The 21,651-nt window shown below is 69.8% G+C and carries 26 protein-coding genes; 4 read left to right on the top strand and 22 right to left on the bottom strand.

Going from position 1 to position 21,651, the window contains the following annotated elements:
• The first annotated feature begins 157 nt into the window (after positions 1-157).
• Entirely contained in the window at positions 158-1,297 is a 1,140-nt protein-coding gene (locus tag FB454_RS31715; RefSeq protein WP_145824088.1) for a reverse transcriptase family protein, read from the top strand.
• A gap of 264 nt (positions 1,298-1,561) precedes the next feature.
• Complete coding sequence (locus FB454_RS31710) at positions 1,562-4,213, top strand: hypothetical protein (RefSeq protein ID WP_145824087.1); 2,652 nt, start codon at positions 1,562-1,564, stop codon at positions 4,211-4,213.
• A gap of 260 nt (positions 4,214-4,473) precedes the next feature.
• On the opposite strand, the gene FB454_RS31705 is transcribed toward FB454_RS31710, so the two are convergent.
• Positions 4,474-5,544, bottom strand: coding sequence for an ATP-dependent DNA ligase (locus FB454_RS31705; RefSeq protein WP_486485486.1), 1,071 nt, complete (start codon positions 5,542-5,544; stop codon positions 4,474-4,476).
• A 123-nt stretch (positions 5,545-5,667) separates the two neighbouring features.
• Here FB454_RS31705 and FB454_RS31700 point away from each other — a divergent pair, with 123 nt between their 5' ends.
• Entirely contained in the window at positions 5,668-5,925 is a 258-nt protein-coding gene (locus FB454_RS31700; RefSeq protein ID WP_145824086.1) for a hypothetical protein, read from the top strand.
• Between the two features lie 198 nt (positions 5,926-6,123).
• Here FB454_RS31700 and FB454_RS31695 read toward each other — a convergent pair whose 3' ends face one another.
• Entirely contained in the window at positions 6,124-7,266 is a 1,143-nt protein-coding gene (locus FB454_RS31695) for a hypothetical protein (RefSeq protein ID WP_145824085.1), read from the bottom strand.
• A 427-nt stretch (positions 7,267-7,693) separates the two neighbouring features.
• Here FB454_RS31695 and FB454_RS31690 point away from each other — a divergent pair, with 427 nt between their 5' ends.
• Positions 7,694-8,089 carry a hypothetical protein gene (locus tag FB454_RS31690; RefSeq protein ID WP_145824084.1) on the top strand — a complete coding sequence of 132 codons (396 nt, stop codon included), beginning with the start codon at positions 7,694-7,696 and terminating at the stop codon, positions 8,087-8,089.
• 137 nt (positions 8,090-8,226) lie between these two features.
• Here the strand turns inward: FB454_RS31690 and FB454_RS31685 are convergent, their stop codons facing one another.
• From FB454_RS31685 to FB454_RS31595, 20 genes are all read right to left on the bottom strand, one after another.
• The gene (locus FB454_RS31685) at positions 8,227-9,717 is read right to left on the bottom strand and encodes a hypothetical protein (protein WP_145824083.1); all 1,491 of its coding nucleotides are present in this window, start codon (positions 9,715-9,717) and stop codon (positions 8,227-8,229) included.
• Complete coding sequence (locus tag FB454_RS31680) at positions 9,714-10,085, bottom strand: hypothetical protein (protein ID WP_145824082.1); 372 nt, start codon at positions 10,083-10,085, stop codon at positions 9,714-9,716. Before FB454_RS31680 ends, FB454_RS31685 begins: the two co-directional genes overlap by 4 nt.
• A gap of 570 nt (positions 10,086-10,655) precedes the next feature.
• Positions 10,656-11,399 carry a hypothetical protein gene (locus FB454_RS31670; protein WP_145824081.1) on the bottom strand — a complete coding sequence of 248 codons (744 nt, stop codon included), beginning with the start codon at positions 11,397-11,399 and terminating at the stop codon, positions 10,656-10,658.
• A 111-nt stretch (positions 11,400-11,510) separates the two neighbouring features.
• Positions 11,511-12,527: a tyrosine-type recombinase/integrase gene (locus FB454_RS31665; RefSeq protein ID WP_186461701.1), complete on the bottom strand. Its 1,017-nt coding sequence runs from the start codon at positions 12,525-12,527 to the stop codon at positions 11,511-11,513.
• A complete protein-coding gene (locus FB454_RS35590; protein ID WP_230650718.1) occupies positions 12,524-13,000 on the bottom strand; it encodes a hypothetical protein in 477 nt (158 codons plus the stop codon). The genes FB454_RS31665 and FB454_RS35590 overlap by 4 nt, the downstream gene beginning before the upstream one ends.
• Before the next feature lie 319 nt (positions 13,001-13,319).
• Positions 13,320-13,817, bottom strand: a complete 498-nt coding sequence (locus FB454_RS31655; protein ID WP_145824080.1) for a hypothetical protein — start codon at positions 13,815-13,817, stop codon at positions 13,320-13,322.
• A gap of 16 nt (positions 13,818-13,833) precedes the next feature.
• Positions 13,834-14,244: a hypothetical protein gene (locus FB454_RS31650; protein WP_222433951.1), complete on the bottom strand. Its 411-nt coding sequence runs from the start codon at positions 14,242-14,244 to the stop codon at positions 13,834-13,836.
• A 1-nt stretch (position 14,245) separates the two neighbouring features.
• A complete protein-coding gene (locus FB454_RS31645; RefSeq protein WP_145824078.1) occupies positions 14,246-14,509 on the bottom strand; it encodes a hypothetical protein in 264 nt (87 codons plus the stop codon).
• On the bottom strand, positions 14,506-14,652 hold the full coding sequence (locus tag FB454_RS35205; protein WP_222433950.1) for a DUF6011 domain-containing protein: 147 nt from the start codon (positions 14,650-14,652) through the stop codon (positions 14,506-14,508). The genes FB454_RS31645 and FB454_RS35205 overlap by 4 nt, the downstream gene beginning before the upstream one ends.
• 3 nt (positions 14,653-14,655) lie before the next feature.
• The gene (locus FB454_RS31640) at positions 14,656-14,919 is read right to left on the bottom strand and encodes a hypothetical protein (RefSeq protein WP_145824077.1); all 264 of its coding nucleotides are present in this window, start codon (positions 14,917-14,919) and stop codon (positions 14,656-14,658) included.
• Entirely contained in the window at positions 14,919-15,164 is a 246-nt protein-coding gene (locus FB454_RS31635; RefSeq protein WP_145824076.1) for a hypothetical protein, read from the bottom strand. Before FB454_RS31635 ends, FB454_RS31640 begins: the two co-directional genes overlap by 1 nt.
• Positions 15,161-15,634, bottom strand: coding sequence for a hypothetical protein (locus FB454_RS31630; RefSeq protein WP_145824075.1), 474 nt, complete (start codon positions 15,632-15,634; stop codon positions 15,161-15,163). Before FB454_RS31630 ends, FB454_RS31635 begins: the two co-directional genes overlap by 4 nt.
• A 418-nt stretch (positions 15,635-16,052) precedes the next feature.
• Positions 16,053-16,232 carry a hypothetical protein gene (locus tag FB454_RS31625; protein WP_145824074.1) on the bottom strand — a complete coding sequence of 60 codons (180 nt, stop codon included), beginning with the start codon at positions 16,230-16,232 and terminating at the stop codon, positions 16,053-16,055.
• Positions 16,233-16,366: 134 nt separating this feature from the next.
• The gene (locus tag FB454_RS31620; RefSeq protein WP_145824073.1) at positions 16,367-17,467 is read right to left on the bottom strand and encodes a ParB/RepB/Spo0J family partition protein; all 1,101 of its coding nucleotides are present in this window, start codon (positions 17,465-17,467) and stop codon (positions 16,367-16,369) included.
• Between the two features lie 100 nt (positions 17,468-17,567).
• On the bottom strand, positions 17,568-17,945 hold the full coding sequence (locus tag FB454_RS31615; protein WP_145824072.1) for a hypothetical protein: 378 nt from the start codon (positions 17,943-17,945) through the stop codon (positions 17,568-17,570).
• A gap of 209 nt (positions 17,946-18,154) precedes the next feature.
• Positions 18,155-19,120 (bottom strand): recombinase family protein, encoded by a 966-nt coding sequence (locus FB454_RS31610; RefSeq protein ID WP_186461700.1) that lies wholly within the window; start codon positions 19,118-19,120, stop codon positions 18,155-18,157.
• A gap of 366 nt (positions 19,121-19,486) precedes the next feature.
• The gene (locus tag FB454_RS31605; RefSeq protein WP_145824070.1) at positions 19,487-19,891 is read right to left on the bottom strand and encodes a hypothetical protein; all 405 of its coding nucleotides are present in this window, start codon (positions 19,889-19,891) and stop codon (positions 19,487-19,489) included.
• A 14-nt stretch (positions 19,892-19,905) separates the two neighbouring features.
• On the bottom strand, positions 19,906-20,895 hold the full coding sequence (locus FB454_RS31600; RefSeq protein WP_145824069.1) for a DUF2637 domain-containing protein: 990 nt from the start codon (positions 20,893-20,895) through the stop codon (positions 19,906-19,908).
• Between the two features lie 6 nt (positions 20,896-20,901).
• Entirely contained in the window at positions 20,902-21,036 is a 135-nt protein-coding gene (locus FB454_RS35585; protein WP_486485485.1) for a hypothetical protein, read from the bottom strand.
• A complete protein-coding gene (locus FB454_RS31595; RefSeq protein WP_145824068.1) occupies positions 21,033-21,479 on the bottom strand; it encodes a hypothetical protein in 447 nt (148 codons plus the stop codon). The genes FB454_RS35585 and FB454_RS31595 overlap by 4 nt, the downstream gene beginning before the upstream one ends.
• Positions 21,480-21,651: the final 172 nt, after the last annotated feature.

Genomic DNA, 21,651 nt, shown 5'->3' with positions numbered 1-21,651 from the left:
TTTCGACGCTGGCACGCCGGGCATAGTCCGGCGGGCAGGGGATGTCATCCTCTGCGTTGGCCAAGCTCTCGCCGACGCCGGGCAAGCCGACGGTGCCGCGCGCGGGGCCTTCACTTGCACCGCCGCCTGTCCATCGGCGGAAGGACTTCAAAGGTAAATGACCCTCGACTCTCCTCACCTCTATCGCGCCGCAGCTGCAAGACTCGGGATCTCCGCGGAGACCGCCAACAACGCGATCAGGGAGACAGAGCTACTACGCGACGCCGGCGCCACACCCGTCCTCACCCTTGGTCACCTCGCACACCTGACGGGAGCCAAGCACTCCTACCTTCGGGCGATCGTCGAGCGGCGTATCGACCCGTATGAGGAGTTCACCCGGATGCGCCGCAATGGCGGCAAGATGCGCATGATCAGTTCTCCGGAGCCGGTCCTCATGGAGGTGCAGCGCTGGATCCTCACCAACGTCTTGACCCGCGCGAAACCGCACCACGCCAGCTACGCGTACACGCGCGACCGGTCCGTCGCCGCCTGCGCGAGGCGGCACGTCGGCGCAAGATTCATGATCAAGCTAGATCTACACGACTTCTTCCACAGCATCAACGAGTACCGGGTGTATTCGCTGTACCGCAACCTCGGGTACAACCGGCTGGTGTCGCTCGAGCTGAGCAGGATCACCACTCGCTATTCGGAGTTCGCGCTTCAGACACCCATTCCGGCCCCGCGGACCGGTGACTATCCGATGATTCCGCGATACCGGGTGAACTACCTCGGCTTCCTGCCGCAGGGCGGCGCGAGCAGCGGCGCAGTGGCCAACCTCGTGGTGCGTCGCATGGACCACGAGATCCAGAGCATGGCCTCCGACCACAGTCTGACCTACACCCGGTATGCGGACGACCTGGTCCTCAGCGGCGCCGGCGAGTTCTCCCGCGACACGTGCCGGGACGTAGTCCGCCTCATACGCCGGATCGTCTCCCACAACGGCTTCCACCTGCACGAGAAAAAGACGAGGCTCACCTCGCCGGGTGGGCGCAAGGTCGTGCTCGGTGTCACCGTCACGGACAGCGGCATCAAGCTGAGTCGCGAGATCAAGGCACGACTGGCCAACCACCTGTACGGGGCCGGCAAGTTCGGCATCGGCCGGCACGCCTCGTCCCGGGGTTTTACCTCGACCGTGGGATTCGTACGGCACATGCGCGGCCTGCTGGCGTACGCGCACGACATCGACCCAGACTTCGCCGCTCCACTGGCGGCCCGATGGCGCGAAGTCGAGGTGCGCGACGGTACGCGAATCGCCTAACCGGTCCGCGACGCACAGTCGCGGTCGTGACGCCGGCGATGGCTACTCGGCGGCTCTAGGCCGCGGCATGAAATGACATGCTCTGGGCATCAACCAGCTGGATGAACGCACTCATCTCGGCTAAATCCGGACACTGCTGTCCCCGCTTGCGGTGACCTAGGGTAGTCGGCGGATGCTTGCGGCCTGCCCTTGCAGACGTACCGACGCCAAAGGCTGCTGTGTACCCCGTCGCGTACCAGGCTCTGCAGTTCAAGGCGTACGCCGATGACGGCCACGCTCCACCCGCCGGGGATCGTGCTGTCACGGCGATTGAGCAAAAGTCTTGAGCATGGTTGCCTTGGTGGCAATTGGCCGGTCCGGTCCGGCAGCGCCGTGGGAGAGATGGGGTCGTACTACATGCTCGAGCTGGTGGCCGTACGTCTTGAAGCCGTCGGACCCGAGGCTGCTCGCTTTCACGGCGCCACCCTGGACCTGAGGGCTCCGGACGGATCGTCGCTGTCGGCGGCTCACCTCGTGGCGCCGAACGGCGCCGGAAAGACGCTGCTGGCCCAGTTGACGGAGCTCGTCGTCGTGCCCGACCGGTCGATGCACCTGTTGAAAACCCTGCTCGCTCGACCCGGTCTCGTTCCCGCGGGCCGCGTCGGGCAAGTCGTCCTCGAATGGTATGACGGTGTTCACGGGGACTCGTTGGTCACCGGAGCAGCGCTTCACCGTGGCGATCAAGGAACCTTTGTCAACCACTACGCATTCTACGCGCGGGCCGGTGCCGATATCGATGCGCTCGCTTTTGCCGAGTTCACGTCGCTGCACGCTTTGCGAGCGGCGATCGAAAACTTCGCCGACGGAGATTTCTCTCAGCCGGTCATCGTCACCGACGACTGGCAGACGTGGACAGCCTATCTTCGCGGCTGCGGCCTGGGGCTCGCCAGCGTCGTCGTCATCGATGAGGCACACGCCCGCGGTCGCCACGCCGACGACCTGCTCGCGACCAAGCTGATCCGGCCGGATGACGTCAGCGATGACCCTCAGGACATCATGAGCTGCTTGGAAGCTGTCGAGCGACTTTCCGTAGTCCAGCTCGATCCGGACCAGGAGCCGGCCCCTCTGGTGCGCTTGGAATTCGAGGCGCTCGTGGGAGCGACTGTCGAGCAGCGAGACTCCCCGGAGGATCGCCCAGCGCTTTCGGATGCACTTCGTATCGCGTGGCTCGACCAGGACGGTACTTACCGGAACAACAGGAAGTCTCTTTCGGGAGCGGAGTCCGACTTCCGATTTGCATCGGCTCAGATCCTTTCCGCGCTGGCGCGCCAGCGCCGGGGTGCCGATGACGCTCCGCTGGTCGTCTTCGTGGAGAGTGGCGGGCGGATCGGGCCGATTGAGCAGCTGGCTTCAGTGTGTCGTTCGTGGCGAGTGCAGGTCGTCTGGCTGACTGCGGACGCAACTTTCGTTCTGTCGGAATCGGTTGGCGCCCGTCGTCACATCGTCCAGGTCTCGGACCAGCCGAACGGTCGGCACTCCGTGATCGATGGCGTTCAGTCTCTTCGCGAGCTTCTCTCCGCCCATGCCCAGGAAAGCCCGGACCCCGCCTTCGTTGCCCTTACCGACGTGTTCGACGTTCACCCCGCGCCGGCCGCCCCGCAGCCGGGCGACCTGCTGATTCCCCGCCTCCGGCGCGTCGGGGCCGGTGGTCGGGCCGAGATTGTCGACGAGCGGTGCCGGAGCGCCGAGGCGTCGACGCTCCTGCGGCCCCGCGAGGCGCTCAGCCCGGGGGCGGAGGTCTTTTATGCGAGCTATCTCGGCGGTGACGCCCTGCTCGGGCATCGCGGGCGTCCCGGACAGGTGATCGTGATCCAGCCCGACGATCTCCGGGCGGTGCGAGTACCTCGTCCCGACCAGCAGACGCTCCGCGCCATTACCGACCTGACCGACGCGGCGAAGACGTTCCTCAGCTGGCAGCAAGACGCCCATCGGGCCGTCGACTCGTTCTTCCGGTGGCGTGATCTCGACGCGAGCCGCGCCCAGTTGATAACCGCGGGCCGGCTCACTAGGCAGCGCCGCGACGCCGCGCACACCCTCGACGAGCAGGGCTCCCGCACACGGACGACGATGCCCTATCCCGTTGCCCGTCGCTGGCGGGCCGTAGAAGCCGCCCAGGCGGACGACTCTGGTTACGGGACCGTGCTCGAATGCGCCGAGGCCACGGTCGCTTATTGCGCCGGGATTGGCGCGGCCCTGGCCGTCACACATGCTCTGCCGCCCTCGGCTGTTCAGGCGCTGGCCAGGAAGCTGCGGCAGGGAACACCGGTCACCTTCGGCACGTGGACCAAACTTCTGGGTGATCTTCGAAGTGCGGCGTCCTCCGCCACCCTGCCAGCCGACTCACCACTGCAGAACTATCGGGCCATCCCCGACACCGCCCTCGCCGCGGTCCGAGGTCTCCAGCAGCGCCGCAACGATGCCGCGCACGGCCGCGGTCCAGCCGTTCACGAGATCCCCGAATTCGTCCGCGACGCGCGGGCTCAGCTCGAGGCGTTCATCTCCGCCGTCGAGTGGCTCGTCGACTATCCCCTGCGGCATGTCGAATCCTCGAAGTGGGACAGTTTCACCGGCACCACAACGATCACCTACCGCGAGCTGATGGGCGACCACAACGTTGTGGCGGTCACAACCGAGGCGACGCAGGACCACATGGAGGCCGGCAGCACCTACCTCGGTGATCAGTTCGGCCGCTACTCACTGCTACGGCCTCTCCTGCACACCGATCACTGTCCAGCCTGCGGCCAGTTCACCGTCTTCCTCATTGACTCCTGGAGCCACCACGACGAACGCGCGGAGTTCAAGGCACTGGACCACTCCCACGTGTGCCACCTGCCCGCGGGCGTCGGGCTACGAGCCCTCGGATTTCTCCGCGAGTGAAGTCGTCGCGATCGAGGCCCGGAACCTTTACGCAGTTGATAGCAGCGATGCCGGTTACAGGGTGGAGCGTTGAGCCATCGGTTGCCACGTTGATCCGGACGGACGATTTCCTTCATCCGGCGTGGACCCCACATCGGCGCCGTGAAGCGCACTCACATCGGCTAGAAGCGGATGCAAGTGGCTCGGGCTCAGGCGACTGTTTGAGGCGTGCTGCAGCGGATCCGGCAGCCCCCGCTGCTCATCAGCAGACCGACGGACACTCACCCCAGGTCGCCGAAGTAGCCCTCCTCCTCGCCGAGCAGCAGCGGTACGTCGTACACCGACATGTCCGGCCGGTGCCGCGCGTACCTCACCCCGTGCCGCCAGCGGCCGTGCTCGAAAGCCACGCCTGCGTCGATCTCCGCCACCACGGTCGGCTCCACCTGCATGTACCGCAGCGGCTCCGGCCGCTCGAGCTGCCCGGACCAGGACGCGGGCAGCGGCTCCGGCCACGGGTGCACCGGGGCGGCGCAGCGATGCTGCAGAGGGTGTAGCGGAGACAGCACCCCGGCGAGCTCCTCCCGCTGGGCGCCGGTCAGCGGGTGGCTGCGGCCGGTGTATTTCAATCGCCCCCTCCGGTCAAAACGGCCGAGCAGAACGGTGACCGGGTTGCGGATGCTGCCGGTCACCCCGCCAACGATCGCCTCGGTCACGAGCCGGGTCCGGAACTTCCACCAGCCGCGCTTGCCCATCTCGTACGTCCCGGCCGCCCGCTTCGTGACCACGCCCTCGATGCCTGCGGCGACGGTCCAGTGCAGCAGCCAGTCGGCGACCTGCCGCATGTCGGTCGTCTCCGGGGTGACGGTCACCTGCGCCGGCGCGCCGACGAGCAGCTGCTCGAGCCGGGCCCGACGCTCCGACAGCGGCCGGTCGACGACAACCTCGCCGCCGGCGTCGGCCAGGAGGTCGAACAGCACGTAGTGGGCGGGGCATTCGCGGACCAGGCTGAGCAGCCCGCGGCCGGCGGTGACCCGCCGTTGGAGCAGCGTGAAGTTGGTGCGGCCGCGCTGCCACACGATCAGCTCACCATCGAGCACGACCCCGGGCGGGAGCGTCCGGATGGCCCGGGTGATGTCTGGGAAGTAGGTGGTGAGGTTTCGGCCGGCCCGCGACTGCAGGTAGACGCCGTCGGTCTCGCGGAAGGCGATGCACCTCCAACCGTCCCACTTGGGCTGCTGTACGAGGCCGGGGCCTTCGGGCACGGCGTCGACCGGCTTGGCGAGCATCGGCGCGACCGGTCGGCGCAGCACCGGGCCGGTCGCCGCGCTGGCCCGGCGCCAGGCCGGGCTCACCGCCCGCGTCGACCTTGAACGCTCCTCACTTTCGCCATTGTGGGGGAGAGGATCCCCGGCGGGCGGCCGTATCACCCGATGTCACCTTGGCGAGGGAACGACTGCCCGGGGGAGGATCTCGACGTGCTCATCAACCCGATCGCTGGCACCAGCCGCAACGCCCTGCACTCCGCGCTGACTGACCTCCGCCTCGCCGTCGCCAACTTGCAGGCCGGTGGGCAGCGGCCCGTGCCGGAGCGGGCCAGCGCGTACCTCGAGTGGGTCAACGAGGCGCGCAAGCGACTGCGCAATCAGTTGCGGCCCGCCGACCTGGAACGGCTCCTCCCCAGCCATCATCCAGCGAGCTCAGCAGGAAGCGGTCTTACTCCAGCCCGATCGTGATTCGGACAGGGTGCCAGGCGGGAACCCGCTCTGGAGGTTCACCCTTAGACCACATGGTGGTACGGCGCGACCGCGCCTCCCTCGACGGCGGCCCGGCCTGGCTGGTCGCCGCCGCCACCTCCGGCAGTTGACCGGCCGCAACGCACTCCTAGTGCTAAGGAAGGCCCCGGGGAGCCCAGGGCCTCCGGGTGCCGGCGGTCAGACGGTGGATTCCTCGACCTCATCAGCTGGATCGTCGGTCGGCGCCGTCGACTCCTGGACCTCGCGCAGGATCGACACGGCCAGCATCGCCGCGATCAGGGCATTCACCGGCGTGTACTGCACGTCGTCAACGGTGTGCGCAGTGGCGTGCCGGTTCGCCAGAGACGGTACGTCGTCACCCCGGTCAGGGTGGAACCGGTCGAAGACCCGTAGAAGCGGCCACAGCGTTGCCGATTCGCGAAGCTCGGAGAGGTAGCAGTCCCGGGACTCCTCAACCTTGGCCACGACCGGGTTGTAGAAGCGGCTCTTCGGGACAGCGTTGAACAGGGTGCCGCGCAGCGTCGCGTCCATCACGTTCATCGCGTATGCCTGCGCCGGCCCGGTGAGGTCCGCCCGCATCGCGTCCAAGACCTCCCCCGCTGCGCTGGCGTACTTGGCCAGCTCGGGGGCCGTCACCTCGGCGAGCCTGAACGTGCAGTCTTCGAGCACGTCGGCGCGGTGCTCGATCAGCACGTCTCGCCGGCGGTCCGGGTCGGCCTCGCAGAGCGCGGTGATCACTTCGGACCGGGGTACCCAGCACAGCGGGATCCCCTCGTCGTCAGCGAGCATCCGGACGTCCTCGATGCGGATGTCATCGGGCCAGTTCGGCGGGTAGTGCTCCAGCCGAAGTTGCTCGACCCAGGCGCCGATGTTCGGCACGCTCAGGGCAAGGTTGGCCTGGACGAGATTGCGGAGACTCTTGGTGATGTCGGGCCAGATCGCGCGGGTCTGGATCGTAGGCCAGTTCGTCAGTCCTGCACCCGTGATCTGACGGGCGATCTCCGCGACGTTCAGGACCGTCGGGTTCGTGGCCATCAGCTTGGCGTAGTTGATCTGCGGCCAGTTCTTCTGCATCTGGGCCTTCATCGCCGCGATCTGGGCCTGCTGGCCGAGGAACTCGATGTAGCTCGGCCGCATGCTCTGTATGAACTGCCGGTGCAGGCGGGCTGCCCCTTCGATCTGCCAGTCGAGCGGCGATCGCCGGCGCTGGCGCTGCCCGCCGGTCTGCGCCGGCGGCTCGTCGGGCTGCTCGCCGTCGTCCCGGTGACCGTCGGGGTCCGGACGCTCCTCGCCCTGGTCGAGGTCATCGTCGTTCGGCACGTAATACCTCTTCGTTTTCTCGGTCTGTGGTCAACCATGCTGCCACCGGCCGCCCAGTGGCCGTCCACTTGTTTCCGGCTGTTGAGTCTGGTGAGAGCGCCTATTCAACTGTCGCGGGCTCTCCCCGGATCGAACCAGCAAGGCGAGTCAGGATCATCTGCAACGGCGATGGATTCGCCGGGATCGACGGGAGCGATTTGGCGGGTTTCGGGGACGAACTCGGGTCCCCCCCACGAAAACCCGACCCGCTGTCCGACCCAATGAGCCCCCTGCCCATCGGTGCCCCGCCCGCGAGCGTCGACTTGGCGGGCCGGCTTTCCCTAGGCATCGAGGGCCTCCGGCGCCGCGGGGCGGACGCCCCTGTACGGGGTGTTCGGTCGGCGCGGGAGACTGAGCGCCGCGACAGCGGACGCGAGGGGAGAACGAGATGTTGATCGACGACGGCGAGATGGTGGAGGACGCCGATGGTTGGTGCTACCGGGTCGACGCCGTATTTGTCGGCCCGGAGGATTGGGTCGACTCGACACGGCATGCGTTCGAGGACCGGGATTCCATGTACTTGGTTTGCGAGGCGCTTTCGGCGGCCGCCGACGAAAGCGGTCAACTGCTCTACTTCCGGCCGGATGTGTGGTACGACCACTACCTCTCTGAGGTTATGCGCACCGATGAGGACCCTGCGGGCTGGTCCCTGGCGTTCGACCGGTTCAGTTCGATGATGGTCTCAGAGTTGATCGACCAGCTGTTCTTCGCCGGTTGGCTGGCACAAGGGGGCAACAACAGCAAACGAACGTTGAACTGGCGGCTTACCATCCCTCCCTGCTGACTACTAGCAGCTGCGGGATCTCGTGCGGCGGGGATCGACGACTAACCGCCGACTCAAGGGGCAGTGGCCATGCCGCAACATGACCGCCGAGGACCGGAAGCTGCGGGATACGAGGTGTACCGGTCAGGCGGGCCGAGCTAGTCAACCGCAATCTCGCCCGGCAACTGCTCTCCACCTTCTTCGACCGCCTCGCTGCCCAATACGGCGGCTAATTTTTCAGCGCCAGCCGGGTTTAATTGCCTGCCCTCGCCCTGCCTGGGAACCGAGCGCGCCCGGTCGTCCTGCGGCACATCCGGCGTCGGACTGTGGCTCTCTGCGGCTGCTGGGCTCACCGCTCGCGGCCGAGGCGGTTGGGCAAGCACATGAGCGACCATGCTCGCCGGGTCACCCTCGGCGTCGGACCCGATAATCTGCCACAACGCCCGGCTGAGGTCGCGCACAAGATCATCGCCGACTGTTGCGGGCCGCCAACGGGGAGTGGCTCGATAGACAAGCGAACCGACGGGACGCTCGAGGACTGCATCCCCCCTAACGAACAGGTTTCGCCGCTGCATCGCCGTACGGAGGCCTCGATGGAGGGTGGCGGCCATCAGCAACATCTCACTGCCGAGCCGCGTAGCCTCCCTGACCCGATGCGGCATGCGGCCCTGGACCCCAGGGTTCAGCAGCGACCGGGTCCACCGCAGGGCCTCGCCAAGCTCGGCCGCGGCGTCCTGGCCAGGGCCGGCCGCCGGTGCCGCGCGCAGCTCGGCAGCGGCTATCGCCGCCTGCCGCCAACCCCCGATCATCGCCAGGGATCCGTCGGTTCTGAGGATGTGCACCGTCAGGCCAAGCTGCGTCCCGACCTGGAGGTGCGCTCCGGTGACCTGGTCGGGGTGAAGCCACAGCCAGGTCCGCGCGGCGCGGACCGCCGCGATCGCCGCATCGACGGTGTCTACCGCCTGCGCCGGATGCTGTGGCGATCGGGCGATATCAAGCTCACGGAGGTCGGGCTGAGCCTTCGCGGCGGCGATCAGCTCTTTGGCGACGGCACCCAACCGGCTGCCGCTCGTCCATCTGGCTGCCTCCGCCGCCGGCCTGTACGTCTGCGCCAGAGGTCCACCCCGGTCCAGCCAAGCGGGAAGGCGGCCGTCGAGCCGCACGGCATCCACAGCGAGCCGGGCAATATCACCAAGCCCTCCCTGGACACCGCCCCCGGCACGGATAGCGATCCCCTCTGGCGTATCGGGACGCCGCCCGGGTGGAACGTGACCGGCGATGATGTCACCCATGACGCCAATCGCGTCGGCGGCCCGGCGCAGCGACCGTGCCGCGCCATCGGAGACCTCCGGTGCTGGCGGTAGCCGCTCGTTCACCACTGCGGCGGCCCGCAACCCCACGTAGAACCGGGTCAGGCTCTGCCCATGCCGCCCGAGAACCAGCGCGGCAGCCGCCTTGTCCGGCACCTCCGCCACCGGACGACCACCGACCAGCAGCTCCGTCACCCTGGCCAGCTGGTGATAGAGGTCCGACCGGGCACCCACCAGACCGTTGATCTCCCCAGCGGTCCCCGCACGACGTCTGGTCACCGCCGCAGTGGCCGCCCGCATCGCCCGCTGCGCCTCCTCGTACCAGAAGCCGACCGTCATGCCAGGGCCGCTGCCGCCCGGCGTAGTTGCTGGGCGGCCGCGTCGTGGTCGAGCCGTTGAGCCAGCCCATCCTCGGCGACGGCACGGCGATCGTGGTGCTGGGCAAGGTGCTCAATGAGATCCCTCACCGCAGCCCGCACCTCGGGCCCGTCGGCGTCCGGGGCAGCCGCGTCCACGACGACGTCGTCCTCGTAAAGGCGGCTGCGGACGTCCAGGACCTCCAGTCCGAAGCGGTCCCACGCGGGATCAACCCCGCCCAAGTGCTTCCAGGCTTCGATGGCCAGGTGGACGGCGCCGGCGGCGGCGAGGCTGTCATCGCCAGCGGCGAGACGCGCACTCAGGACGGTGGCTGCTTTCGGGAACTCCATGCGGGAAGCCTCCGACAATCGGCCGCGCCTCGTCCACCCCACCGGGTGCTTCCCTGTGGATATCCCGCGTCCGAGCAGGTCAGCGACGTAGAGCCTCACACGAGGTCTGGCTGGAGCCGAACAACCTCATCGCGCACCAGCCCACCGCACCGTCGCCGAAAACCGCGGGCCGGGGGATCCCCTGCATAGTGCGGTGACCACGAACGTTCACCGGGTCTGACCTCCGGCTGCTTGATCCTCGGTCCCTACCCATCGCCTCATGTACTGATCGACGACCCCTCGTACCTGACGGCGGAGGTCCGTGTACCTCATGTCGCCCGTTCCCTCGGCCTCGAAGACCCCATCAGTGAAGCTGTCCACCTCACCCGGAGGGGACTCGCGAAGCCGTTGGCTCTCCTCGGGTGGCAGGCAGAAGCCCAGCTTGATGCACAAATCGTCGAGGAGCCGTCGGACATCAGACTCCCGGTTGTCACGTTGCCCTATGAGGGACAGCGTGACGACTCCTGCCTTGGTGCCAACCCGGTCAAGGTTTATGGTCACCGCAACAGCTGAGCTATGCCGACGTGTGGGTCAGCCCCGTCGGTCGATCTTCATGTGCTCGCACGCGCCGTCGTGGTTCTCGGTAAAAGCCCCATCCGTTCGCCGCGCGACCTTCTGCCAAAACGTCCCAGCGGTGTCGTACTGAGTGGTCGTGTACCAGGTGAGGCCCGGGTACCGCCGATAGAGCTTGAGCACGGCGCGGGTGCCGATCCCATAGCCTTTGGCGGCCCCATCAACGCTGATCTTCCGCAGGTAGCCACGCCGGCACCCCTGGCACACCTGAAAGTCGACCTGACCGACGACGAGCAGGCCCCGACGAAGGACCAGCCGCTGGAACCCGGCAGGCGCGCCGGCTGGTAGGTGGACCGCGCGGACGCGCAGTGCCGCCAGGCGGCGCAGCCACCACACAGGATCGCGACGTCGCGCCGTGTCCCACCGGAAGGGCCCTGGATCCGGGAAGAGTTGTCCGAGGAGCCGGACCCGAGCATCATCGTCGTTGTCGGCACCGGCGTCGTGGACTATGCGCAGGGCCCGGTCCAGAAGGTTCGCAGTCTCCCCCCAAACATCCTCGTCCCCCTCGCCCTGCCGGCGTCGGCACACCGCGGCCGCCGCCGCAAACCGACCCGAATCCGCCTGCCAAGTATTGACGAGCACAGCGGCCACCGCAGCGACCCGCTCCGGTGACGCGTCGTCCAGTCCGATGGCAAACGACAAGGCCTGGTCAGCGTCCTCCTCGGCGGACCGCCGAGGACCCGGCACCTGCGGAAAGCCCATAGCCGTCACCGTAACCGCGCTGTACGACGGCGAGCGCCTACCGGAGGGGCCCACTCCAATCGTTTGGGGCGGACCCAGTCCGCCTAGGACAGGGCCCGCCCCAACACCCCACTACGCCAGCGGATGTGGCTGACCGGTAAGTGCCGCCAGCGCGGCAGCAACCTCGTGGATAGTTGCGCGTACGTAGGTGGCGGTGGTTCCGGCATCTCCCCCACTGGCGGAGTGACCGGCATAGGCCCGGGCGATGGCGTAGCCGAAGTTGCGCTCCACCCAGGTCAACGTGGTATGCCGTAGCCAGTGCGTGCTGATCTGCTGCGCGTGCACCCACGGCAGGTGCTCACCGATGCGCACCCACAGGTGGTCGTACCGCCGGTAGGTGATCGGCTGCCCGTTGCGGTACCGGAACAACGGTCCCGTCTCGGTCGCGTGCCGCTGCTCGGCGTGCCGCAGCAGGTACCGCATGAGTGTGGGCGACACCGGCTGCCACCGCACCGTCTCACCCTTCTCCCGCAGCAGGATCAGGCACTGGTCCGGGTCCAGGTCGACCGGCCGCAACGCCAACGCCCCACCCCGGCGGCACGCCGTCTCGGTGTGCAACCGCAGAAGCAGACTGTCTAACGCCGGGTCGTCACCCGTGGACGCCGCTACCTCGTTGATCTCCGCCAACCGGGTGTCCGCCAATGCCCGCCGGGTGCTCGGCAGCCGCCGTGGCTTCGCCACCTTCAACGCCGGGTTCTCGGCCTCAGACAGGAGCCCGTCGGCGACCGCCCGCCGGTACAGGCATCGCAGCGCCGCGATCAGATGCTCCGCTGCGCTGCGCCCGCCCCGCGCGTTGCGCCGGGCCACCACATGCGTCTTGACGTACTCCGCCAGCCGCTCGATCTCTGACGGTGTCGGCTCGTCGATACGCCGCTGGCCCCACTGCTCGACCACGCGCTTCCAGTACGACCCGTACGCCCGCCGCGTCCCAGCACTGACCGCAGCGGCAACCACCGGCACGTACTCCGCGAACGTCGGAGCCGGCGGACGATCGGACGTCGCCGCCACCAGATCCGCTGGAGAGATGCCCATCCGCGATAGCAACAACCGAGCGGCCTCCAGTTCGGCCTTGCCCGCCACGCTGCTCACGACTCACCGCCCGCGAACGCCTCGTCCTGCACTCGGGCGACCACCGCGTCCAGCGAGGCCGGCGGGTGAAGCACGAGGCGTCCGGCCTTCGGATCGGCCGCCAGCAGCACCCGATCGCCGGCTGTCAGCCCGCACCACTGGCGGACCACCGCGGGCAACCGCACATGGCCCTCTTTCGTCACTCGGAACACCCCACGCGGGTCAGGGTCGACGATGATCAGGCCGCCGCTTTCCCTGATGCCCAGCCTGAGGCCGGGAGCCCAGCCGAGAGCGGCCATCACCGGCCGATCAGCGACGCGGCCGTGCACATCAAGAGTCGCCAGCCCATACACCGTGCTGCTGTCACGAGTAGGAGCTAGTCGCGCCAGCGGCAGAGGCGGTCGCTTCATGGCGGCACGCGAGTCGCCGCGGATCTTGCGCCCGCCTGATGGAACCACGGCCGGGATCACCGAATCGATCGGCCGGTCTGTCATGACCCACCTCGCCCAATGACGAGGCTGCCAACAACGGCGGTAACAGAGAGTGAAATCAGGTGGTCAAGCATTGCTTGACCACCTGTACGTCCAACGTCGCACGGTTGCTACGCGGGAGTGTCCGAGGGGGGACTTGAACCCCACCGAACCAACCCTCTGAGCTGCACCGATCCTATCGGCCCTGCTCAGCATGTGTCTACTCGTGGCCGCTTGTAGCCGCTGGTAGCTCCTTGTTCCCGCTGATGTTCCCGCCGGGAACATCGTTGATCTTGCCCACGCGAAGGGGGCCGGCCCAGCGGACCGGCCCCCAGCTGTACGGCTACGGTCGCTCTGCGACCCCGTGCACCGTGTCGGCGGCGTCGACCGGCACCTCTTCCCAGGTCCAGACAGCGCCCATCACAACGTACCGGCCGTGCTCGTCCGGCTCGATCCGCAGGTACTCCTCGTCCTCGCCGAAGCCGCGGCGGTCGACGACGATCGCGTCACCGTCCCACTTCATCTCTGGCACGTCCGTGTTCAGGTACAGCTCCAGCTTGTCCCCGGTCAGCCCGGACTGCTCCAGCAGCACCCGGTTGTGCCGCCGGGCCATCTCCTGGTCGGTCACCACCGCGGCGGCGACGTCGCGGGTGCAGGACCACACCGCCCAGCCGTTCCACCGCCGGATCAGCGTGCCCGCGTACGCGGACTCGAACCGGCGGCCGCCGTCGTACGGGTACTCCAGCCACTCCCCCGAGAAGTACCCGGACTCGCCGGGCTGGAGGTGCGGGTCGAGGTCGAGCGGCACGCCCGCCTCCGGTCGGTCAAGAGTCAGTTCCACGTGAACTCCTTCGTCGTCAGAACAGGGTCGGGGCCGGCGGTTCGCGCCGCCGGTCCAGTTCGGGTACGTCCTTGCCGGTCTGGTCCTCCCACCACGCGGCGAACATCCGCCGGTGACACCAGTTGTCCGGCGGCGGCACGCTCAGGTCGCAGAAACAGAGCAGGACCAGGCGGTCACTGCCGGCCGCGTCGGCGATCTCCGCCAACTGCTCGGAGATCAGATCCACGCCGGCCGCTTCCAGCCGCTCCAGGTAGAGGTGCCGGTACGGCCCCTGCTGCATCCGCAGCATCCCGTAGCTCGGCGCCAGCAGCCGGGCGTACCCGGCCAGGTCGTACGGCAACGGGAACCGGGGTGCGCCGACCGTCGTCCGGACCGGCGCGCCCTGGTCGGGCCTGAACCGCTGGTAGCGGTTCGTGAACAGCTGCAACTCAACCTCCATGTTGAGGTGGGGACTCGTCGTAGAGCTGTGCCAGCGTCGGCACCAGCTCGTCCAGGTGCGCGCCCAGAGCGTCCACAGCGGACGCGACCACCGACGGCGGACCCGTGATGGTCAGCAGCTCCAGCTCCACGATCCCGTCGCCGTGGGCGACGTCGACCGTCTCGCCGTCGGGCAGCGGCGGCAGCGGCAGGACCGCCTTCGCCTCCACCAGCGGCGTGTAGACCCCGCCCCGGAACCTCAGGACCGCGGTCATGCTGCTCCTCCCATCGCCAGCCGCTTCACGCGGCACTTCGGTCCGACCCGCTCGGCGCGAGCCCGCTTCGTCCGCAGTGGACGTCCGCAGTCCTCGCACTCCACGGGCTCTTCGTCGGGGCTGGCCGCCACCTGGTCAGGCATCGGCTACCTCCTCCCTCGCAGCCGGGCGGCGATCGCCCGGCACCATCCGCGGTCGACCCCGAGCCGTTCGGCGACCTGCTCCGGCGTGTAGCCGTCGACGAGGTACGCCGTGGCCAGGGCCGCCACCCGGTCGCTGACCGGCGGGGCGTCGGCCGGCGGCCGGGTGGCCGGCGGCCGGCCCCGGCGCGGCGGCAGCTCGGCTCCCGTCTCGCGCCGGGTGGCGCGGGCCCGGGCCAGCGCCCGGTCCCGCGCCGTCTCCTCGGCCACTACCGGGCCCGCCGCCGCCGGTGGCGCAGCCGCCGCCGGTACTCCAGGTGCATCACCCGCAGCCGTACCCGCCGCTGGTCCGCCAGGCGGACTAGCGGGCGCAGCGCCCGGAGGATCCGCCGGAACAGCTCGCCGATCGCCCGGAAGACTTCGGCGAGCTGGCGGCCCAGCTCCTCGAAGGCCTCCCGGATCCGGGCGGCCTGGTCGGCGCTGATCTGCGGCGCCGGGACGGCGGGCGCGGTCACGCCGCCGCCCTCGCCTCGGTCCGGGCGTCGGCCGGCGCCGTCAGCGGCACGACCGCCGCCGGCTGTTCGGCCAGCCACTGTCGACCGACGCGCGCCAGTCGCTCGACCAGCTCGTTGCGCACCTTCCGCGCGCCCTCGGCGTGCTGCTCAAGGTGGGCGAGCACCGCGCGGGACTCGGGGTCGGTCTTGGCCTTCTCCCTCGCCGGCGCGAGCAGCCACCGGTCGTCGGCGGCCACCTCCATGTCGGCGACGTCGCACGCGAACTTGATGCCTTGCAGCTCGGCTGCCTTGTGGATCGCGTCGACCACGGCCTCGGCCAGGTCGCGCCGGTCGCGCTCGCGCAGCTCCAGGCCGAGATCCTCGGCTGCTGCCGCCAGCGCGGCGGCCGCCATCTGGCGGACCGCGACGTAGCCCGGCAGGGCCGCCTTGACCTGGCGGGCCTCCTCTTCGACCTTCGCGTCCCAGCTCATCCGGCGTCACCCGGCCGTGCTAGGTCGCCGCAGTCGTGCATTGCGGCCGTACAGCTTGCGGACACAGTGGTCCCCTCTCCGTTCGGTTGCTCCGGCAGCTTCGCTGCCCTGACTTCCGCGACGAGCGCCGGGCCGGCGTGGGTGTCGAACACCGCGCGTCGGGCGACCCGGAAGGCCGCCGGTCCGAGCGGGACCGCGTTCAGCATCCGCGCCTGCCGGTACAGCTCGGCCTGCGCTCGCCGCATCGCCTGCCGTAGGCGGCCCGGCCCTGACGGCAGCGGCCACGCCCACAGGACCGTGACCACACGCCGCGCACCGATCGCCTCCAACAGCCGAGGGTTGTACATAAACATTGTATCCAACCGAGCACCCGCAGTCAAACTGCGACCGTACAGGTAGCGGGCACGGCGACGCCGCCTCACAGGTTCAGGGCCCGCCGCTGCACGTCGTCGAGCGCCGCGCGGGCCTTCTCGACCAGCGGCCCGCCGTCGCAGGCCAGGCACAGCACCACCGGGTCACGGTCGCCCCGGCGCACCCTCACGCGGGCCCGCCGGCAGACCCCGCAGGGCGGCAGCTTGATCGGCCCCACGACCGGCATCAGCGCGCTCCACGCGAACAGGCGTCCACGCCCGGAGCATACGCACTCCCACTGCGGCCCGGCAGCCAGCGACCGGACAGACACGGACGCCCCGCGGGTCATCCCGCGGGGCGTCCACAGTCATCGGTCAGCCGTCAGTGCTGGCACACCGAGCACCAGCCGACCTCCTGCACCGCGTCCGCGTGGCCCTCCCACGTGCAGTTCGGGTCGACCTTCGGCAGGTCGCCGTCGGCCGGCAGCGGCGTCACGTCCAGGACCTCCGTCGGGACCACCACGGCCTCCGGGTCCAGCTCGACCTTGACCGACGCCGCGATCGCCTGCGCCTTGCGCAGCTTCGCCGACACCTTCCCCGCCGCCGTGCGCAGGTGGTCGACGCGCTGCCGGTACGCGGCCACGCCGCCGTCAGCGCCCGCGAGCAGCTTCGCCAGCTCCACCTCGTCCAGCTGCGCCAGCTCGGCCAGGATCTCGCCGGCCGCCGCCAGGCGGTCGATCTTGCTCACGACCGTCTTCCGCTTGGCGACCACCTTCTCCTGCTCTTCCTCGCTGTGCTCGGCCTCGTCGAGCTGGAAGAACCCGCCCTGCTCCTCGGCCGCCTTGCACGCCTTGGCGAACGCCTCCGCGTCCCGCGCCGACGAGAACTCGCCGCGCGCCCACTTCACCAGGAACCGCCGCTGCTGGTCGGCGGCCAGCCGGCACACGTACCAGGCGACGCCCACCTGCAGCTGGCCCTTCGCCACGAGCTGCTTCGCGTCGTCGATCAGCCCGAGCAGGTCGATCCGCCACCCGATGTACGGCACGCTCTTGCCGAACAGCTCGGCGATCGCGTCCGTCTCCCAGCCCGCCTGGGCGAGGCGCGCGTACGCCGCCGCCTCCTCCATCGGCGTCATGTCCTGCCGGTTGACGTTCTCGGCGACCTGCGCGATGAACGCCGTCTCGTCGTCCATCTCCCACACCATCGCGGCCAGCTCCTCGATGCCGCCCTGCTGGGCGGCCCGCCAGCGCCGCTCGCCGACGACCAGGCGGTAGGTGCCCGCCTTCGGCAGCTTGCGCACGGCGACCGGCTGGAGCTGGCCGAGCTTCGTCATCGAGGCCGCCAGCTCGGCCAGCTCCTCCTCGGTGAACTGCTTGCGCGGCTGGTCCGGGTCCGCTTCGATCTTCCCGACGGGGATCACCCGCAGCACCGGCTTCGCCGTCTTCGCCGGCTTCTCCGCAGTCGCAGTCGCAGTCGCAACCATCGTCTTCCTCCACAGTGAACATGTACGCGCGGTGCGTACACATTCATTGTAGTCAAAAGACGATCTTGCCGTCAATATTTTATGTAGGCCGCGACGTAGGTCACGAGGCCAGCACCGAGCACCTGATCCCGTCGTCGGCACGCGGCATCCACTCCGCCAGCGCCACGATCGCCGGGGCGGCGGTCACCCTGCACACCGTCCGCCGCACCCGCCGAGCTGCCCCCCGGGCCACACTCGACAGCTCGACCGGCAACGACAGCTCGAACGACAGCGACGCCTCGACTGGCGGCGACACCTCGGGCGGCGGGGGCAGCTCGACGGGCGGCGGCGGCGCCAACACGGCCGCCACCTTCTCCACCTGCTCGTCGCTCAGGTCGGCGTCATCCACCCGCCCCGACGCCAGCTCGGCCTCGATCCGCTCCGCCAGCGTCTGGACCTCGATCGTGCGCTTCCGCTGCAACGCCCTGCTCCCCGTCATCCGTCTCTCGATGCGACAGCCATCCCACTGCGGCCCGATAGGGCGCGCGGCTTCACCAGCCCCTTTAGATCGGTGGATGACGGGGATCATAGGCAGGTGGCTACCGATCAGTACAGGTCAGAAGTCCACCCTGAAAGAATTTTTCCCGAATCCCTGTTACGCGGCGTCCTGGTTGGACGATGTACGGATCGGGGGCAGTGTCTGGGCGGTCACTTCCAGACGAACTCGAGCCGGTCCACGTCGAGCTGCGTGGCCCCGGCACGGGTCGCCGGCTTCACCACGATCCGGTCCAGGACCAACGCCAGCAGCTCCCGCCGCCGCTCCAGCGGCGCGTCGACCCACCACTCGGCCAGGCCCTCCGGCGTCGTCGCCGGCAGCGCCTGCAACCGCTGCGCCTGCGCGATCCGCTCCCGCACCTGCTTCTGCTCCCGCTTCGCCTCGGCCTCGATCGACGTCAGCGTCACCAGGCTGATCTCCCGCCGCGCGTACGCCTGCCCGGCCTCGGCCAGCCGGTCCTCGATCGCCTGGAGCACGTTCTCCATCGTCTCCGCGCCGTTCAGCACCGAGCCGACCGCGCGCTCCAGCCGGGCCCGCACCTTCGGCGACGCCAGCCGGGCGAGGCCCCGGGCGGCGACCTCCTCCTCCAGGCTCTCCGCCGCGATCCGGATGCGCCCGCAGCCGTAGCTGGGGCTGCCGGCCCGGCAGACGTAGCCGCGCTTGCCGCTGTTGCTCGGCTGCGTGTACAGCGGCTTCCCGCACTGGTGGGCGCCGGCGCCGTCCTCGTCCTCCAGCGGGAACCCGCACACCAGGAACCCGCCCGACAGCAGGTACTTCCGCACGTTCGTGGCGTACGGCTGCTTGCGCTCCGGGGCGTCCAGCAGCTTCAACAGCTTCCGGTGCGTCGGCATGTCGATGATCGGGTCCCAGGGGCCCTTGCCGACGACCTCGCTCTTGTACGTGCGCAGGCCCGCCAGCCGCGGGTTGCGCAGCAGCCGCGACAGCGACTGCTGGGTCCACGGACGCCCGGCCGACGTCATGATCTCCCGCGCCCGCAGGTCCGCGACGGTCGAGCGCATGCTCTCCCCGTCGAGGATGCGCTTCACGACGTCGCGGATCACCGCCGCCTCGGCCTCGATGATCTCTCGGCCTGTCTCGTCGTACCCGTAGCACCGCACCGTCTCGACCTCCAGAAAACGGCCTGAACTCGACCGACCTAGAGGGTAACAGTGCCCCACGGCACCGTACTACCTACAGGCACCTAGGAGTTACCGACGCGTGACAGTCACGTTCCCGACACCGTACCCGTACACCCGCGCGGCGCGACTCGGGGACGCAAGAGCCCCGGACCCCCCTTGTGCTGGGGTCCGGGGCTCTCAACGGTTTGGGCCCCAACGATCGGGGCGCGCCCCCATGTGCGCTCGTCGCGGGGGCCGGTCAGTTCCTGCTGTCCCCCGACGGCTCTCCTAACCGGCCCCGCGACCCGCACAGCCCCCTGGGATGGGGCCGGTCACATTCAACCACTGCGGCCGGATAGCTCGCCACTACAGCGAAACCCACCGCTCGCCGTCGTGGTACTGGATCTCGACGCACCCGTAGTTCGGCTGGCCGAAGTCGTACAGCGGCCCGAAGTCCTCCTCGCCGCCCGGCTCCCCCGCCGTCCAGATCAGCCCCTCGTACACCACGCCGCGCTCGCCCGAGTCGACGTCCTTCCCGTCCGCGATCGCGCCCGCGTCGATGTCGCCCTCGTCGAGCAGCCGGAACCGGCGGCCCTCCGTCCGCGCCCGCTCGACCATCTCCGGGGTCGCCTTCCTCGGCCCGCTCGTCCCGACCTCCGACTCCGCCGTCCCGTGCAGCTCGTGGTCCCGGTCCCGGGTCAGCACCCAGGCGTACGGGGCCTCGTCGAACTGCGCCGCGCGCATCGCCTGCATCATCGCCATCGACATCATCTGTCGCTCCTCCTCTACTCGACCCCGGCGCCGACCGGCACCCGGGCGTCCTGCTGGTCGGTTTCGCCGGCGACGTCGCCGCCGGCCTCCTGCTCTGCCTGGAGCTCCGCCTTCGCCTCCGTGATGCGGTTGCGGCCCCACCGCTCGCTGCGCCGGAAGCGGTCGCCGAGCGCCTTGCCCGTCAGCGGCTCCCCGGCCGCCAGCGAGTCCCGCCACGCGTTCCGGGCAGCCGCGTTCTCGTCGGCCGCCGGGTCCGGCGGCACCGGGTCCGGCAGCGGCAGCGGTTGCTGCGCCGGCCACGGCTCCGGCGGCACCACCACGTCCAGCGCCGGCAGCGGCACCCGCGCCGTCTGCGGCACCGGCTCCGGCTCGGGCTGCGGCACCGGGTCCGGCTCGACGGCACCCGGCACCGGCTCGGGCTCCGGGTCCGGCACCGGCACGGGCTCCGGCACGGCGGCCGGCGGCACCGGCTTCGGCTCGGGCGGCGGCACCGGCGCCGGCACCGGGGGCGGCGGCACCGGGGCGGGCGGCACCGGCCGCGCCGAGACGGCAGCCGCCAGGGCGGCGGCACGCTCGGCCGCGATCGCCGCCCGCCGCATCTGCGACAGCACCACCAGCCCGATCGACGCCACGACCACCAGGCCGTCGACGGACAGCGGCAGCGTGCTCGCCGTCAGGTTGTCCTCGCCGTACTCCAGGGCCAGGCCCCGCATGTGCCGGTAGCTCGCCAGCGCGGCGACGCCCGCGACGATCACCGTCCCGAGGACCTGCGCCGCCTTCAACAGCCGGTGCCGCGGTGCCGGCACCCGCGTCATCACCTCCGAGCACAGCAGCAGCGCCAGCGGCGCCCACCCGGCGACCGCCTTCGCGCCGGCATCGGCACCGGCGTGCGCGATGTTCGCCGCCAGCGACGCGACGATGCCGGCACCGAACGCCAGCCACACCGACACCCACGCGCCCCGGCTGGGCCGCTCCGGCACGTCGACCTTCTCCACGTGAACCACGCCGGCCTACCCGGCGGCCTCGGCGGCACGGCCGCCGGTCGGCAGTGCCGGCACGCCCGGCACCGTCTTGCTCTCCATCGGTTTCCCCTCCAACAGGTCGAGGCCGCCCGGGGGTCCCGGGCGGCTCTCCTCGGTCGTCACAGGTGGGTCAGCGTCTCCCCCACCAGCTCGCCGCGCTCGGCCACCGCCCGCTCGTGCTCGTGCAGGTGGTCGGCGCACAGCAGCCGCGTCTGCCGCCACGGGTCCAGCTCCACGCCCTCCTCCGGGTCGAACAGGCACAGCCCGCCGTCCCCGCACTTCTCGCCGTCGTGCTCGATCACCACGCGGGCGACCGCGCCGCCCGCGCACGGGCCGCCGTCCTCCTCGGGCACGAACTCGGCGTTGAAGGTCGGGATCACAAGGCGCTCGGTGCAGATCAGGTCGGTCATCTTGGCCTCCTGGGGCTCAGGGCTGGTCGGGTTGCAGACGGGGCACGGTGCGCCGATCACGCCGCCGCAGCGGCAGTCGGCGTGCCAGGTGACGCCAGTGGCGTCGCGGTAGCAGCGGACGCGGTTGGCGTCGCGGTAGATCGTGTAGTCGCGCACGGCGTCCTCCTGGAAGCTCGTCGGGAACGGAAGCGGGGGGGGGGGGGCGGCGGGGCCCCCCCCCCCCGGGGCCCCGGGGGGGGGGGGGGGGCGCCCCCCCGCGGGGCCGGTCCACCGGGCGCCCACCACCACGGTGGTTCGTCGGGGGCGGCCCAGACTCACCACCGTGCTG

The organism is Micromonospora sp. CNZ297 (assembly GCF_007827625.1).
The sequence above is the reverse complement of the archived record's forward strand: the minus strand, read 5'-3'. Positions and strand labels throughout refer to the sequence as shown.

What these genes read in the sequence shown, in the direction of transcription:
- FB454_RS31710 (WP_145824087.1), top strand. Translation starts at nt 1,562, where the DNA reads ATGACGGCCACGCTCCACCCGCCGGGGATCGTGCTGTCACGGCGATTG.
- FB454_RS31670 (WP_145824081.1), bottom strand. Translation starts at nt 11,399, where the DNA reads ATGGGCTTTCCGCAGGTGCCGGGTCCTCGGCGGTCCGCCGAGGAGGAC.
- FB454_RS31685 (WP_145824083.1), bottom strand. Translation starts at nt 9,717, where the DNA reads ATGACGGTCGGCTTCTGGTACGAGGAGGCGCAGCGGGCGATGCGGGCG.
- FB454_RS31645 (WP_145824078.1), bottom strand. Translation starts at nt 14,509, where the DNA reads ATGACCGCGGTCCTGAGGTTCCGGGGCGGGGTCTACACGCCGCTGGTG.
- FB454_RS35590 (WP_230650718.1), bottom strand. Translation starts at nt 13,000, where the DNA reads ATGACAGACCGGCCGATCGATTCGGTGATCCCGGCCGTGGTTCCATCA.
- FB454_RS31715 (WP_145824088.1), top strand. Translation starts at nt 158, where the DNA reads ATGACCCTCGACTCTCCTCACCTCTATCGCGCCGCAGCTGCAAGACTC.
- FB454_RS31615 (WP_145824072.1), bottom strand. Translation starts at nt 17,945, where the DNA reads ATGACGGGGAGCAGGGCGTTGCAGCGGAAGCGCACGATCGAGGTCCAG.
- FB454_RS35205 (WP_222433950.1), bottom strand. Translation starts at nt 14,652, where the DNA reads ATGCCTGACCAGGTGGCGGCCAGCCCCGACGAAGAGCCCGTGGAGTGC.
- FB454_RS31630 (WP_145824075.1), bottom strand. Translation starts at nt 15,634, where the DNA reads ATGAGCTGGGACGCGAAGGTCGAAGAGGAGGCCCGCCAGGTCAAGGCG.
- FB454_RS31680 (WP_145824082.1), bottom strand. Translation starts at nt 10,085, where the DNA reads ATGGAGTTCCCGAAAGCAGCCACCGTCCTGAGTGCGCGTCTCGCCGCT.
- FB454_RS31605 (WP_145824070.1), bottom strand. Translation starts at nt 19,891, where the DNA reads ATGATGTCGATGGCGATGATGCAGGCGATGCGCGCGGCGCAGTTCGAC.
- FB454_RS31625 (WP_145824074.1), bottom strand. Translation starts at nt 16,232, where the DNA reads ATGCCGGTCGTGGGGCCGATCAAGCTGCCGCCCTGCGGGGTCTGCCGG.
- FB454_RS31620 (WP_145824073.1), bottom strand. Translation starts at nt 17,467, where the DNA reads ATGGTTGCGACTGCGACTGCGACTGCGGAGAAGCCGGCGAAGACGGCG.
- FB454_RS31690 (WP_145824084.1), top strand. Translation starts at nt 7,694, where the DNA reads ATGTTGATCGACGACGGCGAGATGGTGGAGGACGCCGATGGTTGGTGC.